At 48.9% G+C, this 15,742-nt stretch carries 15 protein-coding genes; all 15 read left to right on the top strand.

Annotation, left to right across the window (positions count from 1 at the left end):
* The first annotated feature begins 5 nt into the window (after positions 1-5).
* Complete coding sequence (locus AC6R0S_RS09580) at positions 6-1,181, top strand: type II secretion system F family protein (RefSeq protein ID WP_500637799.1); 1,176 nt, start codon at positions 6-8, stop codon at positions 1,179-1,181.
* A 4-nt stretch (positions 1,182-1,185) separates the two neighbouring features.
* A complete protein-coding gene (locus AC6R0S_RS09575; RefSeq protein ID WP_500637798.1) occupies positions 1,186-1,641 on the top strand; it encodes an MSHA biogenesis protein MshF in 456 nt (151 codons plus the stop codon).
* Between the two features lie 79 nt (positions 1,642-1,720).
* On the top strand, positions 1,721-2,296 hold the full coding sequence (locus AC6R0S_RS09570) for a prepilin-type N-terminal cleavage/methylation domain-containing protein (RefSeq protein ID WP_500633855.1): 576 nt from the start codon (positions 1,721-1,723) through the stop codon (positions 2,294-2,296).
* A 33-nt stretch (positions 2,297-2,329) separates the two neighbouring features.
* Positions 2,330-2,800 carry a prepilin-type N-terminal cleavage/methylation domain-containing protein gene (locus AC6R0S_RS09565; protein ID WP_334555036.1) on the top strand — a complete coding sequence of 157 codons (471 nt, stop codon included), beginning with the start codon at positions 2,330-2,332 and terminating at the stop codon, positions 2,798-2,800.
* Between the two features lie 126 nt (positions 2,801-2,926).
* Positions 2,927-3,409, top strand: a complete 483-nt coding sequence (locus AC6R0S_RS09560) for a GspH/FimT family pseudopilin (protein ID WP_500637797.1) — start codon at positions 2,927-2,929, stop codon at positions 3,407-3,409.
* Positions 3,396-3,953 carry a type IV pilus modification PilV family protein gene (locus AC6R0S_RS09555; protein ID WP_500637796.1) on the top strand — a complete coding sequence of 186 codons (558 nt, stop codon included), beginning with the start codon at positions 3,396-3,398 and terminating at the stop codon, positions 3,951-3,953. Before AC6R0S_RS09560 ends, AC6R0S_RS09555 begins: the two co-directional genes overlap by 14 nt.
* Positions 3,953-4,735 (top strand): PilW family protein, encoded by a 783-nt coding sequence (locus tag AC6R0S_RS09550; protein ID WP_500637795.1) that lies wholly within the window; start codon positions 3,953-3,955, stop codon positions 4,733-4,735. Before AC6R0S_RS09555 ends, AC6R0S_RS09550 begins: the two co-directional genes overlap by 1 nt.
* The gene (locus AC6R0S_RS09545) at positions 4,707-5,135 is read left to right on the top strand and encodes an MSHA biogenesis protein MshP (protein WP_500637794.1); all 429 of its coding nucleotides are present in this window, start codon (positions 4,707-4,709) and stop codon (positions 5,133-5,135) included. The genes AC6R0S_RS09550 and AC6R0S_RS09545 overlap by 29 nt, the downstream gene beginning before the upstream one ends.
* Before the next feature lie 58 nt (positions 5,136-5,193).
* Positions 5,194-9,624 (top strand): DUF6701 domain-containing protein, encoded by a 4,431-nt coding sequence (locus AC6R0S_RS09540; RefSeq protein ID WP_500637793.1) that lies wholly within the window; start codon positions 5,194-5,196, stop codon positions 9,622-9,624.
* A gap of 150 nt (positions 9,625-9,774) precedes the next feature.
* The gene (locus AC6R0S_RS09535; protein ID WP_334555042.1) at positions 9,775-10,818 is read left to right on the top strand and encodes a rod shape-determining protein; all 1,044 of its coding nucleotides are present in this window, start codon (positions 9,775-9,777) and stop codon (positions 10,816-10,818) included.
* A gap of 38 nt (positions 10,819-10,856) precedes the next feature.
* Positions 10,857-11,741: a rod shape-determining protein MreC gene (gene mreC, locus AC6R0S_RS09530; RefSeq protein WP_500637792.1), complete on the top strand. Its 885-nt coding sequence runs from the start codon at positions 10,857-10,859 to the stop codon at positions 11,739-11,741.
* Positions 11,731-12,219, top strand: coding sequence for a rod shape-determining protein MreD (gene mreD / locus AC6R0S_RS09525; protein WP_334555044.1), 489 nt, complete (start codon positions 11,731-11,733; stop codon positions 12,217-12,219). The genes mreC and mreD overlap by 11 nt, the downstream gene beginning before the upstream one ends.
* A gap of 19 nt (positions 12,220-12,238) precedes the next feature.
* Positions 12,239-12,808, top strand: coding sequence for a Maf family protein (locus tag AC6R0S_RS09520; protein WP_500637791.1), 570 nt, complete (start codon positions 12,239-12,241; stop codon positions 12,806-12,808).
* 19 nt (positions 12,809-12,827) lie between these two features.
* Positions 12,828-14,297 carry a ribonuclease G gene (gene rng / locus AC6R0S_RS09515; protein WP_500637790.1) on the top strand — a complete coding sequence of 490 codons (1,470 nt, stop codon included), beginning with the start codon at positions 12,828-12,830 and terminating at the stop codon, positions 14,295-14,297.
* Positions 14,298-14,306: 9 nt separating this feature from the next.
* A partial coding sequence (locus AC6R0S_RS09510) for a YhdP family protein (RefSeq protein ID WP_500637789.1) occupies positions 14,307-15,742 on the top strand: 1,436 nt, incomplete at its 3' end.

Here is a 15,742-nt window from a genome sequence, read left to right as displayed (position 1 = left end):
CATCGGTGTCGGGGGTGCTTGAGGCGCCGACACAAGACGCCGCCGCAGAGCAGTTGATGAACAAAGGCATCATCCCCACCGAGCTATCGTTAGGGGGCGGCAGTAGTGGCTTTAACATCGATTTGAAAGCGTTGTTCACTCCCAGTGTACCGCTGGAAGTGTTGGTGATTTTTTGTCGTCAGTTGTACAGCCTGACCAAAGCAGGGGTGCCGTTACTGCGCTCAATGAAAGGCTTGACGCAAAACAGTGCTCACAAGCAGCTGACCGAAGCGCTAGAAGAGGTGACTCAGGAGTTGACCAACGGTCGCAGTTTGTCTGCGTCGATGAAAATGCACCCTAAGGTGTTTAGCCCGCTGTTTGTCTCCATGATTGGGGTGGGTGAGAACACGGGTCGTCTCGACCAAGCGCTGCTGCAACTGGCGAACTACTACGAGCAAGAGGTGGAAACCCGCAAACGTATCAAAACGGCGATGCGTTATCCGACCTTTGTGATTTTGTTTATCACTGTGGCGATGTTTGTGCTCAACGTTAAAGTGATCCCACAGTTCTCCAGTATGTTTGCCCGTTTTGGCGTCGACTTGCCGCTACCAACCAAGATCTTGATCTCCACCTCCAGTTTTTTTGTCAACTACTGGACTTGGATGGTTGCCGCGATTGTCGCGGCGCTATTTGCCTTTCGCTCTTGGGTAGGCACGGACAATGGACGTGAGAAATGGGATAAGTTTCGCCTGAGGATGCCGGTGGTCGGAGAGCTTATCAACCGTGCGCTGCTGTCGCGTTTTTCCCGCACCTTTGCTCTGATGCTCAAGGCGGGCGTGCCGCTTAACCAATCATTAGCGTTATCCGCCGAGGCGCTGGATAACCGCTATTTAGAAAATCGTTTGATGGAGATGAAAGCGGCGATTGAAGCGGGCAGTACCGTTTCGTCCACTGCCGTTAATAGTGGCATTTTTACCCCATTGGTGATTCAAATGCTGTCGGTGGGGGAAGAGACGGGGCGCATTGATGCCTTGCTAATGGAAGTCTCTGATTTTTATGACCGAGAAGTGGACTACGATTTAAAAACCTTAACCGCGCGTATAGAGCCATTCTTGCTGGTGGTGGTGGCTGGTATGGTCTTGATATTGGCGCTCGGGATCTTTTTGCCTATGTGGGGCATGTTGGACGCAATCAAAGGATAGCGTCATGGTAATCGAGCGGGCACGGCTGGTGATATGGCTACTGTTGGTGATCATCTTAATCATGACGTACAGTATGGTGTGGCAAGATGTTGAATATCAAGCGGATGAAGCTGCTTTTGCCGTCGCGTCTAAGCGGATTGTGGAGCGGGCCAGTTACTACAGACAGCAATGGCTGCTCGCCAAGCAACCGACGTCGCTCACGATTGAGCAGCGTAAAGTGCATTTTTCTGCTAAGGGGTGGGTACTGCCCCTTAACGAGCAAGGGGATGTGGATTGCGCGTACTGGTATCGCGCACTCTACCCTGAAGAGAGAGTATTACGGCAAACTCCGCAGCATATTTCAGATGAATCTGATTTGCGCGGTTATATTTGCCATTATGATTACTCGTCCGATCAAGCGATCGTGATGAGCTTAAAAAACGGTAAGTTTTTGACTAAAGTCGTTTTTCTGGCGCGATAGGTCGGTATAATCGCCATCTTTCGTAGCGTATCTATGTTTTATCCGTATAATACGGCGTACTAATTACTGGGTTGCAACTATGTCTAACAAACAGTTTGGTTTTTCTTTGGTGGAGCTCGTTGTGGTGATCGTTGTGGTCGGCCTACTGGCTGTCGCCGCGCTACCACGTTTTCTCGACGTGACGGATGAAGCGAAAAAAGCCAGTATTGAAGGTGTCGCTGGTGGATTTGCCACGGGCGTATTATCTGCCCGCGCGCAGTGGGAAGCGGAGGCTAGACCGTCAGTGAGCATCAACTCCGAAACCTACAATACGGTCAACTACGATGGTGTGGAATTTTGGCTAACACGCTCAAAAACCAGCAATGGTACGGATACCGGTTTTCGTGATGGTTACCCGCAAGCATTAAACAGCAACAACGTCGACTACCCAACAAGCTTGACCGACCAAGCCTGTATCGATTTGATGGACAACCTGTTGCAAAACCCTCCTCGAGTTGGCACTGTAGCGGATGCAAGCAGTGACTCGAATATAAAGTATTCTGCGCAAGCCGATAGCTCGGCCTCCACTTGCACCTATGTTCAGCAAGAAGGCAGTAGCGAGCACGAGTTTGTGTATGAGATTGAAACTGGTCGTGTGACCGTAACTTTGCAGTAATCCTGCGGATATTCACTATAGAGAGATCTAACTATGAAAAGACAAGGCGGTTTCACCCTAATCGAACTAGTGGTGGTAATTGTTATTCTAGGTATTCTTGCGGTTACCGCAGCACCAAGATTTTTGAATTTGCAGGGTGACGCGCGTCAAGCTTCATTACAAGGTTTGAAAGGGGCAATGGATGGTGCGGCAGGTATCGTATATGGTAAAGCTGCAATTAATGGTGTTGAAACTAGTAGTCTTACTACAGGTGTAGATGTTGATGGTATACTAACTATTTTTGGTTACCCATTAGCCTCAGACGGCGGTATTGATGAGGCAGTTGTAGGACTAGACTCTGACTGGGATGCTATTTCAGCATCGTGGACTACGGGTGCTGCTTATACTTTTAAAGGCCAAGATACGTCTACATATACTGCTACAGCAGGTTGTTACGTTGAGTATATTCAACCGAGCACTATATCTTCAGGTTATAGCATTAATCTTCAAGACGATAATTGTTAGTATCCTAGGCCAGCATAGCTGGCCTTTTTTCTTACATCCTTTTCATCCCAATCTTTCCTTAAAAATCAACAGCTATTCCTTGCTTTACGTTATACTCAACGTAACACTCTTCGACTCAACTTCGTTATGAAACGTCAACGTTATACGGGATTCACACTTATTGAATTGGTTGTCGTGATCATCTTGATCGCGATCGTTTCAGTGTATGCGTCGAGTCGTTACTTCGGAAAAAACAGTGTGGACGTGCAGTTAGTACAAAGTGAGTTATTGGCGTCATTGCGTCTAACTCAACTTCGAGCCATGCACCGGAATGGCTATTGTAGCCGTTGGCGGGTGGATGGGGCGCAAGCAGGGGATGCATCGCTACCCAACACAGAAGACTTATGCAGTACTGCCCTAATAAAGGACAGCAGTTATGTCAATGCTGGAGAAAAGGGCATCACCTTGGCATTGTCGACGAATACCGGCACGTCATTTATCGATTTCGATAGCTTAGGTAAACCGCAACAGTGCGCCAACACGAGTTGTACGTTGACGATGCAATCTTCATCGGGCGTTTCTCGCACTATCTGCATCAATTCCCAAGGCGGTATTTATGCGTGTGACTAAAGCGCTCGGTTTTACGCTGGTGGAAATGGTCATCGTGATAGTGGTCACAGCTATCGCTATTACCGGCGTAACGACTGCGCTATTTTCTCGGGGCAAACAGAGCACAGATCAGATAGCTGCAGTCAAAGCGGCGGAGTTAGGTCGAGCCGTACTCGATGAGATTCTTGGGCGGCAGTTTGATGAAAACTCAGGTCCCAATGGTGGACTTCCAGAGTGTACGATTACTGCAGCTCAAGGTGAACAGTGCACAATACCTAATGAACTGGGAGCCGATGACGGCGAAACATTGAAGTCAGAGTACAACGATGTGGATGATTTCAAAGGCTATAATGGTCCGGTTGAAGATGTGCTGGATATTGAATTGGATGAGAGTTATCGAGGCTATCGTGTATCGATAGACGTCATGTATGAGCAAGACAGTGCGGGTGTGATGTCAGTGATAGAGAGCGAAGATACCATTACGCATTATAAGCGTGTGATGATCATCATTTTTGATCGCCAGAATAACCGCTATCCCTTTGCTGCCACGCGAGGCAACTACTGATGAGACGTTGGCAAGGTTTCACACTGATCGAAATGGTTATCTCAATCATTCTGTTGTCTATTGTTGGATTGTTTCTTGGTGAAGTTATCCGACAATCATTGGTTTTGTATTCTGATACTTCAACTCGAGAAGCGTTAGTCCAACAAGGTCGCTTTGTCACCGAACGGTTGCGGCGCGAAATTCGTGAGTCGGTACCCAACAGTGTCATCGTCGAGGGCAGTTGCATTGAAATTTTGCCTATTATTAATAGTGGGCTTTATATGGAACTTGCTTCCCCCAGTGCGGCCTCATCGTCGATTCGTGTGTTACCGCTTGAAAAAACGATCCAAGCGGGTGAACGTCTGGTTGTTTACCCAACGAATGCAGCAGAACTGCGAGATGATATTTCGGGGTTCAACCAGATTGCCGAGGTTGCATCAGATGTGGATTTTAGTGCACCTAATGATATTCAAATGGTAAATGTCAGCTTGACCCAAGCGACCGGTTTTACGACCTCTAGCCCTGCCAAACGTGTCTATTTTTATCGTCAACCAGTGGCTTTTTGCCAACGTAATAGTGAGCTATATCGATATGAAGGCTATCCAATCGACCGAGCAGCGTTAACGCCAGCTTTGCTCGATGCTTATGGCGTAAAGGTCGCAGAAAATGTATCCAGCGTAGCATTCGCGATTGAGAGCCCAAAGTTACAGAGAAATGGCTTAGTGAAAATGGAGTTGACCTTTTCAGCCAACGGAGAAGAAGTCAGGTTTGATCATGATGCGCTTATCTACAACACGCCGTAGACAACAAGGTAGCGGTCTTATTTTGGTGGTATTCATCATTGTGGTATTGGTGAGCTTTGTGGCTATTGTTGCGAACCAAAATCAACAGAGAAACAGTGACCAATTAGTGGCTGCTGTGATTGGCACGCGTGCTGAGATGGCTGCGCGCTCAGCGGCGGATATTGAAATCAGTCGCTTTTATCAAAGTACAACGGATGGGAGTTGTCATACCAATACGGTTCAAACCTTATCGTTTATCGGTGAAGGGTTGGCGCAATGTGATGCTAAGGTCAGTTGCCTGTATGTTGGTCAATTGGATAACGCTGTTCAAGTGTACCAACTCGAAGCTAAGGGGCAATGCCAAGTGGGTGATTGGATGATGCAACGGGTAATAAAAGTGGGAGTGCGTAGTGATAGCTAGACTGACAATCTTATTGGCTCTGCTACTTTCAGCCCCGTTGTATGCGCAAGAATATGTTTTGTCGCTAGACGCAGATGAGCGTTTGCTTCCTCCTTGTTCTGAGAGCTGGACATATAGCACTGGCGCGCAAGGTATTGTCTATATATGCCGCAATGGCACTGTAACACTAAATAGTGGCGACAGCGTCATCGCCAGTTCGAAAGCAGTATTGAAAGCAGATCGAGGCTTTAGCTTTTCTGGCAGCAATACGATTGGTAGCGAAACGCACGGAATCAGCTTGCAATCGAGTTATGGCTCTTTTCAGTGGCAAGGAGCCAACAATCGACTTTTTGGCGGTTTTACGGCAGAAAGCACCACAGTGTCTCTATCGGGAGTGGAGATGAATGGCGGCGTAGACACCGGTGGCAACGTTGTTATTACAAATAGCGTATTGGGTGGTGGGGTACGCTCTGTAAATAATACGGTAACCATTACTAACAGTCAGATTGCGGGCGATGTGTATGCCAACGGTAATATTACGGTGCAGCCAAATTCACGAATAGAGGGAGACATCACCACGCCTAATAACCGTGTATCCATTTCAGGTGCGGAGGTGACTGGTAATATTAGTGCCAATGGCAATATCACTATTAACGATTCCAGTGTTGTTGGTGATATATCAACGCCTAACAACAGTGTGACGATCAACAGCTCAGAAGTGTTTGGTAATGTCAGTGCTAACGGCAATGTGACCGTGGACAATTCATTTGTTGATGGTGACCTCACCAGTACCAACAATCGGGTGATACTCAACAACGGCTCTGACATTGTGGGGAATGTTACCGCGGGTCGCCCAAACTGGGGCACTGTTGAAGTAAACGGAGGAAGTACGGTTGACGGCACCTGCTTGTACCAAACGATACCCGCCAATGCGTGTGGGGTGTTGCCGCTTCCTGACCCCATTGCTTGGTATCACCTTGAGGAAAGTAGTTGGAGTGGAAGTGCTGGCGAAGTGAAAGACGTATCGGGAAACAATCTTCATGGCCGAGCGCTTAATGGTGCGCTGACCGCCACCTCGACACCAGCGCTGCCAGCCATCGATCAGATGGGGACCTGTGGTTACGGCTACTTTAACCACGACAACAATCAATATATCGAGGTACCCGACAACAACCTACTCGATTTTTCCAATGAATTTACGGCTTCGGCTTGGGTTTACCCGACAAGTCAACCCAGCGGTAGCGGATTGCACAGTATTTTCTCAAAAGACACCAACTTCGAAGTCCATCTAAATAGCACGCGCAAAGTGTTTTGGTGGTGGCAAGAGTCTAATGGCAGTACAAGAACGTTAACCAGTTCGAATGCCTTACCGTTGAATACATGGTCATTCATTACGTTGCGTTACAACTCTCAGAACTCACAAGCGACGATTTTTATTGATGGCGAAATTGCGGCAAGTTCATCGTCTAATCAAACTCGCTCCTTGAGAACAAACGCCAATCCGTTCCAGATTGGACAAGATCAAAATTATGCAGGGCGAGCGTTTGACGGTGCGATAGATGAGGTTCAACTGTTTGATAGCGCGCTCACAAATCAACAAGTCACTCAGCTTTATAGACAGAGGCATTTGTGTGACGACACGGTTGTATTGCAGTGTTTTACCGATGATTTTAGCTCGGGACAATTGTCTGACCTTTGGGTCACATCCACCAGTAAAGGGACATTTCAACCTCAAGTGATCAGTAATCGACTTCGCTTTACTGAAGCGGTTCGAAATCAAGCGACTTCTTCGACATACCAGCGTCTCTTCCCAGCCCAAGATAACTTGGTCGAAATTGAATTTGATCACTTTGCCTACGGCGGTTCGGGCGCGGATGGTATTGCGGTGGTGCTGTCTGACTCAGGGGTAACTCCAAAGGCAGGGGCGTTCGGAGGCCCGCTTGGTTATGGTTATAAACCCAATGAACCCGGTTTTGCTGGGGGCTGGCTTGGTTTGGGTATTGATGAGTATGGGAATTTCTCGAACGAAGGCGGCAGCAATGGCCCAGGTCGTCGCCGACAGTCTGTAGCACTGCGTGGTTCTGGTAGTGGAGAAAGTGGTTATCGTTACCTTGCGGGGGCGTGTAACAACGGCCAGACTAACACTAATGGAGAGTGTTTGAATCCTAAGGTGGATGGCAATGACTCTGGGTCTACCCATCGTTATAAGATTGTGGTGGACTCTCGACAGCAAAATGAGTCACAGGTAGAAATCTCGCGCAAGATAGGGGCAGGTAGTTGGCAAACTATTGTTGGCCCAATTAATGTTCTGGACGCGCAATACAATCAGTCTTCAGTCCCAGAAGATTTCTTGCTATCGATTACTGGCTCGACGGGTGGATCGACGAATGTGCATGAGATTGACAATTTCCAAGTCTGCGCATTGAAATCGAGCCCGATCGAAGAGCAGATCGATCACTTTAGAATCACGCATACCGGCGAAGAGTTAACGTGTAACGCAGAATCCGTCACCATCCAAGCGTGTCTAGATACCGATTGTAGCTCGTTGTATACCGGCCAGGTGACGGCGACACTAACGCCTAATAGTGTCTCTGGCGGTGGGGGATGGGTAGGTGGCAATGTCGTGACCTTTTCAGGCGGTTCTGCCACTTTTGATATTCGTAAAAATCAGCCGGGTACCTTGACGTTAGGTGTATCGGGATCAACGCCGACCGCAAAGCCCTTTTCGACTAACTTATGTAATAAAGGAAATGGCTGGAGTGAAAACAACTGTGACCTTACCTTCGTCGACAGTGGCTTTTTAGTCGAAGTGCCAGATAAGATTGCGAATGCGCCTGTAGTGGCACTCATTCAAGCGGTTGAGAAAAGTAATAGTGCCCAACAGTGTGTGCCGAGTTTCGAAAATGAAACCAAAACGGTTGATTTCTGGAGTGATTATCTTGCTCCAATTAAGGTCGAGATAGTGGGGGAACCCGTTGTCACACTGACAGATACCTTTAACTCGATTGGCATCAATGAAAGCAGCGCTACGTCAATTGACATTACGTTTGACGGCCAAGGTAAGGCGGAGATTCCTTTAAACTACCCAGACGCTGGCATGGTAGCGTTGAATGCTCGTTACGCCGGTGTCGACGATGAAGCTGGCCTTGTGATGACAGGCAGTGATAGTTTTGTGAGCTTCCCCAAGTATTTGCAGGTCGAGGCTATCAATGACAGTGGTGATAATGGTCAGTGTGTTGCTGCTGATGTGAGCTGCGCCCTGTTTGCCAAAGCTGGACAAAGTTTTGAGCTTAATGTTACTGCTTTTGGTGAAGGGGATGTGGTCACACCCAACTATCAACACAGCAATATGGTCATCAGCCACCAAGTGATTGCGCCAAGTGACGGCGTGCCCGGCAACCTTGGGGAGTCCAGTTACGATCATCAACCGATAGAGAATGGCGTTAATACTGTAAAGCAAAGTGTTGATGAAGTTGGCGTGTTTCAATTCACGGTTACACCCCCTGAGGTTTTCAATGGCAGCAACGCCTACCCAATTCCTGCCGCGACTTCGGAGAATGTCGGGCGCTTTTACCCCGCCTATTTTTCTATTGCAGCGACCACACCAGAGCTTCAGGCCGGCTGTAATGTCTTTACCTATCTCGGTCAGCCGTTTTCTTACAGCACAGCTCCAGGGCTGTGGATGTATCCGAATTCCGTGGATGGCGACCTGACAACCAACTATTTGGATCCTCAGTGGTGGCGTTATAACAGCCAATGGGACAACCGCTCTTATGAGCATAGTGGTATTGGGTCAGCAATCGACCTTAAAGGTAGTGCTAGCGTCGAGCGATTGGATGACACTAGTTATCTTGTCGAGTTGGTTGATGAAGAACTGGAATATGGAAAGCCATCTGTGCCTGTAGAGCCATTTCAGGCGATGTTTGATTTAGAGCTAAATGTTTCCGATCTCACTGACAGTGATGGGGTTTGCTACAAAACCAGTGATGAAGGCGAATGCCAAACCTATGTTTTTGAGGATATTGATAGTGAGATGTGGTTACGTTGGGGTAAGTTGGTTATCCACGATACCTACGGCTCTGAGTTGAGGTCATTGCAGCAGAAGTTAGAGCTTCAGTATTTTGAAAACAATCAATTTACGAGAAACACGGATGATTCGTGTACCTCGTTTGTTGCGGTAAACCGTTTTGACTTTTCATCGAGCGATTATACGGTGATAACGAGTGAGCCTACGGCCGCAGGCCAAGTGGGGGTTGAGTTTGAATCAACGTCGGGGGCAGGTTCGCCTTCTGTCGAGGAAGGTCTAACTTGGCTCTCCTTTAGTAAACCTTTTTCCAATGATGTGGGCAAAATAACCACCTCTTTCAACATGGATGCTCAAGGCTTACCTTGGTTACAAATCGACGACGATTTAGACGGCAGCTTTTCAACCACAACCTCTGGCATTGTCCAGTTTGGCTTGTACCGAGGCAATGACCGGGTTATCTGGTGGAGCGAGAAGAATGAGTGAGCCTGAGATTTTTCGACTTTCGTTAGGAATCTGTTAGAAATTGCGGGTTTCTGCCCATGTTTAGACGTCAATGCCTTGCTGTAGTGGCAAGGCATTGGTACATTTAGTGCAATTTTCTATCTTATAATTCTTTCAGGACGAGCGAAGAATATGTTCAAAAAACTTCGTGGCATATTTTCAAATGACCTATCTATCGATTTAGGTACTGCCAACACTCTTATTTACGTTAAAGGACAGGGCATTGTTCTTGACGAGCCTTCCGTTGTGGCGATTCGCCAAGATCGTAACCGTGCGGGTAAAAGCGTGGCTGCGGTCGGCCATGCAGCAAAACAAATGTTAGGTCGTACTCCAGGTAACATCTCAGCAATTCGTCCTATGAAAGATGGCGTGATTGCCGATTTCTACGTGACCGAAAAAATGCTGCAGCACTTTATCAAACAAGTCCACGACAACAGCGTGCTTAAGCCAAGCCCACGTGTTCTAGTGTGTGTGCCTTGTGGATCAACTCAAGTTGAGCGTCGTGCGATTCGTGAGTCAGCACTGGGTGCGGGCGCGCGTGAAGTGTACTTGATTGACGAGCCAATGGCAGCGGCAATCGGCGCTGGCCTGCGTGTCTCTGAGCCGACCGGTTCTATGGTGGTCGATATCGGTGGTGGTACGACAGAAGTCGCGGTTATCTCGCTCAATGGTGTGGTGTACTCATCGTCAGTGCGCATCGGTGGTGATCGATTTGATGAAGCGATCATCAACTACGTCCGTCGTAATTACGGCAGCTTGATTGGTGAAGCGACGGCGGAAAAGATCAAACACGAGATTGGCTCGGCGTACCCGGGTGATGAAGTTGAAGAGATTGAAGTGCGTGGTCGCAATCTAGCCGAAGGTGTGCCGCGCAGCTTTACCCTCAATTCCAATGAGATCCTTGAAGCGCTGCAAGAGCCGCTGACGGGCATCGTCTCGGCGGTGATGGTCGCGCTTGAGCAGTGTCCACCAGAGCTCGCGTCTGACATCTCTGAAAACGGCATGGTATTGACTGGCGGTGGTGCACTGCTGAAAGATCTCGACCGACTTCTTACAGAAGAAACCGGTATCCCAGTTGTGATCGCAGAAGATCCACTGACTTGTGTTGCACGCGGTGGTGGTAAGGCGTTGGAAATGATCGACATGCATGGTGGCGATCTATTTAGTGAAGAATAATGGCGAGGCGTTATGCCTAGATTAGGAACTCAGAGTTAATGAAGCCGATATTTGGCCGAGGACCTTCACTTCAATTACGCTTGTTTTTTGCCGTCATTTTATCAGCCAGCCTTATGCTGGCTGATAGTCGTTTAGGTGCGTTTGCACAGTTCCGCTATTTTTTGAACAGTTTGGTCGCGCCTATCCAATATTTGGCGGATGTGCCGAGAGTGATGTTCGATGGTGTGTATGAGCGATTCAATGTTCGCCAAGATTTCATGGAGAGTAATCGTGTGCTTAAGCGCGAAGTGCTGCGCCTAAAGAACGACCTTCTTCTTTTGGATCAGTATCGAGAAGAAAACCATCGTTTACGTAAATTACTCGGCTCCTCATTTGTTCGTGATGAGCGAAAAGTGGTCACGGAAGTCATGGCGGTTGACACCTCTCCTTATCGCCATCAAGTGGTGATTGATAAGGGGCAAATTGATGGTGTCTATGTTGGACAACCTGTCGCGAATGAGAAAGGTATTGTCGGTCAAGTGACGTATGTGTCCGCGCACAATAGCCGAGTGTTACTCCTTATCGACAGTCTCAGCGCAATTCCGGTGCAGGTGATTCGCAATGATATTCGTGTTATCGCATCAGGCGATGGTCAGATGGATAGAATTAACCTCGATCATATCCCGATTAGTCTAGATATTCGCGAAGATGATCTATTGGTGACGTCCGGTCTAGGCGGCATCTATCCAGAAGGCTACCCAGTGGCCCATGTCGCCAGTGTTGATCGTGACAGTGCAAGAGAATTTGCTCAAATTGAAGCAGAGCCTGTGGTTGATTTTGAGCGCCTCAGATACCTACTGTTGATTTGGCCAAACGACTCAAGGCAGGAAAAAATACAAGCGGTGACCCCACCAGACGGTGAGGAGGCCAGCAATGAGCAATAGTCTTCTTAAAGGTAAGTTGGTGGTTGGCGTCTCCTTTTTGATCGCCCTGACTCTGCAAACCATTCCTTGGCCGGGTGTGCTAGAACTGCTGCGTCCTTCTTGGTTGCTTCTTGTCACCTGCTACTGGGTGTTGGCGTTGCCACATCGCGTCAACGTCGGTACGGCGTTGGTGGTGGGCTTATTGTGGGATCTATTACTTGGTTCGACGCTCGGTATTCGCGGCATGATGATGTCGATCATCATCTATGTGGTGGCGCTTAACTTCCTAGTCATTCGTAATATGGCGTTGTGGCAGCAGGCGATTTTGGTTGGCGTGATGTCGATGGGACTGGATGTCTTGATCTTCTGTGGTGAATACCTAGTGCAGGATGTCACGTTTAATCCGATGTCGCTGTGGAGCGGTGCGATCAACTGCATCTTGTGGCCTTGGATGTTCCTATTGATGCGCAAAGTTCGCCGTCATTGGCATGTCCGTTAGCAAGGGGCTGGAAGGTGAAATGAACACAGCTAAACGCACGTTAGTGTTAGCCTCAGGCTCACCACGCAGAAAAGAGCTACTGAACCAGCTCGGGGTAGAGTTTGAGGTGCTGGTCACCGATGTGGAAGAAGCCCAACGGTCAGAGGAACAAGCGCAGGACTATGTTACTCGATTGTCTAAAGATAAAGCCTTGGCAGGGCTTGCGCTGCGCGAAGACGCCGTCGTGTTAGGCAGCGACACCATTGTGGTGTGTGATGGGCAAGTGCTGGAAAAGCCAGAAAACCTTGCCCATTGCAAGCAGATGTTATCCATGTTGTCAGGACGAGCCCATCAAGTGATGACCGCAGTCACGCTAGTGAGCCGCGAGCGAAGTGAAAGTGTTGTCGTGACAACAAACGTATGGTTTAAGCCATTGTCAGAGCAAGAAATAGAACAATATTGGCATACTAGCGAACCGTGCGATAAAGCGGGCAGTTATGGTATTCAGGGTACTGGCGGACGTTTTGTCACTCGTATTGAAGGCAGTTATCACGCTGTCGTAGGACTTCCATTATTCGAAACTGACCAGCTCTTAAAAGAATTCTTATAACTAGATTTGAGGTGCGCCCATGAGTGCAGAGTTGCTGATCAATGTCACCCCAAGTGAGATTCGTGTCGCGATGATTGAAGGCGGCAGTCTTCAAGAAATCCACGTAGAACGTGAATCAAAACGAGGGATTGTTGGAAACATCTATAAAGGCAAAGTGAGCCGTGTGCTACCCGGCATGCAGGCGGCTTTTGTCGATATCGGCTTGGAAAAAGCCGCGTTTCTTCACGCGTCAGATATTGTTCCTCACACCGAATGTGTGTCGGAAAATGAGAAACAGCAGTTTCAGGTACGCGATATCTCTGAGCTTGTCCGTCAAGGGCAAGATATTGTGGTGCAAGTGGTCAAAGACCCGCTGGGTACCAAAGGGGCACGTCTCACCACCGATATTACTTTGCCATCCCGGTACCTTGTCTTTATGCCGGGGGCGAGCCACGTGGGCGTCTCTCAGCGCATTGAGACGGAGTCAGAGCGTGAGCGTTTAAAGAAAGTGGTCGCTCACTACTGTGATGAGAACGGCGGCTTTATTATTCGCACCGCCGCAGAAGGCGCGGACGAAAAAGAACTGTCGCAAGACGCCGCGTTCCTCAAGCGTTTGTGGTCCAAAGTGATGGAGCGTCGCAGCAAATATAAGACGCGCTCTACGTTGTATGGAGAGCTTGGTCTCTCGCAGCGCATTTTGCGTGACTTTGTCGGCACAGAGATCACTAAGATCATGGTCGATTCACGCCTTGAGTACGAAAACCTCAAAGAGTTCACTTCCGAGTACGTGCCTGAGCTAACCGATAAGCTTGAGCTGTATGAAGGCGATAAGCCGATCTTTGATATGTATGACACGGAAAATGAGATCCAGCGATCGTTAGAGCGAAAAGTTGAACTCAAATCCGGTGGCTATCTGATTATTGATCAGACCGAAGCGATGACAACGGTCGACATAAACACTGGCGCGTTTGTGGGGCGTCGCAATCTCGAAGAGACGATCTTTAACACCAATATTGAAGCGACGCAGGCGATCGCAAGGCAGCTACGTCTGCGCAATCTTGGTGGCATCATTATTATTGACTTCATCGACATGAGCCAAGATGAACACCAAAAACGCGTGCTCACTTCCCTAGAAGCGGCGCTCAATAAAGATCGCGTAAAAACCAACATCAATGGCTTTACCCAGCTAGGCTTAGTAGAGATGACGCGTAAACGCACGCGTGAAAGTATTGAACACATTCTGTGCTCGACGTGCCCAACCTGTGAAGGCCGTGGCAGCGTCAAAACCGTGGAAACGGTGTGCTACGAGATCTTGCGTGAGATCACTCGAGTAAATCGTGCATACGACGCCGACAAGTTCGTGGTGTATGCCTCACCTGCGGTGGCCGAGACCCTGCAAGGCGAGGAGTCGCATGCGCTGGCAGAGCTCGAAGTGTTTATTGGCAAGCAAGTGAAAATCCAGGCCGAGCCGCTGTACATTCAAGAGCAGTTCGATGTCGTGATGATGTAAAGGCAATTTGTGAGCACAACGGCAACTCGCGTTGCGAGATTCTTTCTTTGGTTAGTCGTGTCAACCTTGGCCCTATTGGCCATTGTTGTCACGGCGCTGCGCGTCACCTTGCCGCAGCTCGATCACTTTCAAGTTGAGATCCAGCAATGGGTCAACCAAGGCACTGCGCTCGACTTTGAAATTGAAGGCATTCATGGTTTTTGGCGCAACACGCACCCCTCACTCTCGTTGCAAGGCGTCAAAGCACAAGTGGCAGAAAACAGCGGAATTGACGTGGTTGCCGATCGGGTAGAGATAGAAATCGACCTGATTCAATCGCTGCTGCAATGGCAGCCCGTGGTGGCTGATCTTAATGTCTATCAGTTGGCGCTCGATGTGCGTTCGATTGAGTGGACGCAGACAGAATCGAAACCAGAACTCAATCCAGGGCGTGAGCAGCGCAGCGTCATCGCCCAGCTCGATCAGCTACTGCTTAGGCAGCTAGACAGCTTTTCGCTGACCGACTCCAAAATTCTCTTTCTCGGAATTGATGGTAATGAGCGTGTGCTCGACATCAGCCATTTGCAGTGGCGCAACCAAGGTCGCCGTCATTTGGCCGATGGAGAAGTGAGCTTTGTTCACGGCAACCTCAACTCTGCGCAGGTCAAAGCGGATTTTATCGATCATGGCTCACTGGTTGATGTGAGCGGCGAGTTTTATGTTTCCGCCGATAATGTGCGCATTACCCCTTGGTTGACCAAATACCTGAAAAACGAAACAGGGATTGAAAAAGGACAAGTGAGCTTTAATAGCTGGCTAACGCTCGAACAGAGCAAGCCCGTGAATGCCTTTGTTGAGTTGCTGTCGTCAGAGCTTATTTGGCAAGAGGGTCAGCAGCACGAGTTATTGATCGAATCTGGTATCGTGCAGCTTGAGCCGAAAGAGCAAGGCTGGCAAGTGAATGCTCACTCACTTCAGTTTTTAACCGACAATACCCCTTGGCCAGAACTCGATATCGCCTTTGCTTGGCAACCGCAGCATTGGCAACTCAATGTCTCGCAGCTGGATATCCAAGCGCTAACCCCTTTGATTAAGTTGGCGCCAGACTCCGCCGCCACCACCGACATGATCGAGACGCTGGCTGTGGGCGGCTTAGTGGAAGACTTACGTGTGTCCGCATATGGAGATTGGCAGAGCCTGACCTACTCGGCCGATCTTAGCGAAGGTAAAATGGCGCAATGGGAACTCTTGCCGGGGCTGCACTACTTGACGGCGTCGGTGAGTGGCGATCTTCATCAAGCGCGCGCGCAAGTGAGTATTTTTGACGATGTCTTACCTTACGGTGAGGTGTTTCAAGCGCCGCTGAACATCAAACAAGGCCATGCGGATGTCGTTTGGCAGCGCGATGAGCAAGGTTGGTCTTTGTGGGCAGACAAGGTCACCGCGGCGACGCCAGATTTGCAAGT

This window comes from Vibrio sp. R15-SG3-ISO1B, from assembly GCF_059833835.1.
The sequence above is the reverse complement of the archived record's forward strand: the minus strand, read 5'-3'. Positions and strand labels throughout refer to the sequence as shown.

Coding starts and splice junctions, on each gene's coding strand:
- AC6R0S_RS09575 (WP_500637798.1), top strand. CDS start 1,186: ATGGTAATCGAGCGGGCACGGCTGGTGATATGGCTACTGTTGGTGATC.
- AC6R0S_RS09570 (WP_500633855.1), top strand. CDS start 1,721: ATGTCTAACAAACAGTTTGGTTTTTCTTTGGTGGAGCTCGTTGTGGTG.
- AC6R0S_RS09565 (WP_334555036.1), top strand. CDS start 2,330: ATGAAAAGACAAGGCGGTTTCACCCTAATCGAACTAGTGGTGGTAATT.
- AC6R0S_RS09560 (WP_500637797.1), top strand. CDS start 2,927: ATGAAACGTCAACGTTATACGGGATTCACACTTATTGAATTGGTTGTC.
- AC6R0S_RS09555 (WP_500637796.1), top strand. CDS start 3,396: ATGCGTGTGACTAAAGCGCTCGGTTTTACGCTGGTGGAAATGGTCATC.
- AC6R0S_RS09550 (WP_500637795.1), top strand. CDS start 3,953: ATGAGACGTTGGCAAGGTTTCACACTGATCGAAATGGTTATCTCAATC.
- AC6R0S_RS09545 (WP_500637794.1), top strand. CDS start 4,707: ATGATGCGCTTATCTACAACACGCCGTAGACAACAAGGTAGCGGTCTT.
- AC6R0S_RS09535 (WP_334555042.1), top strand. CDS start 9,775: ATGTTCAAAAAACTTCGTGGCATATTTTCAAATGACCTATCTATCGAT.
- mreC (WP_500637792.1), top strand. CDS start 10,857: ATGAAGCCGATATTTGGCCGAGGACCTTCACTTCAATTACGCTTGTTT.
- mreD (WP_334555044.1), top strand. CDS start 11,731: ATGAGCAATAGTCTTCTTAAAGGTAAGTTGGTGGTTGGCGTCTCCTTT.
- AC6R0S_RS09520 (WP_500637791.1), top strand. CDS start 12,239: ATGAACACAGCTAAACGCACGTTAGTGTTAGCCTCAGGCTCACCACGC.
- rng (WP_500637790.1), top strand. CDS start 12,828: ATGAGTGCAGAGTTGCTGATCAATGTCACCCCAAGTGAGATTCGTGTC.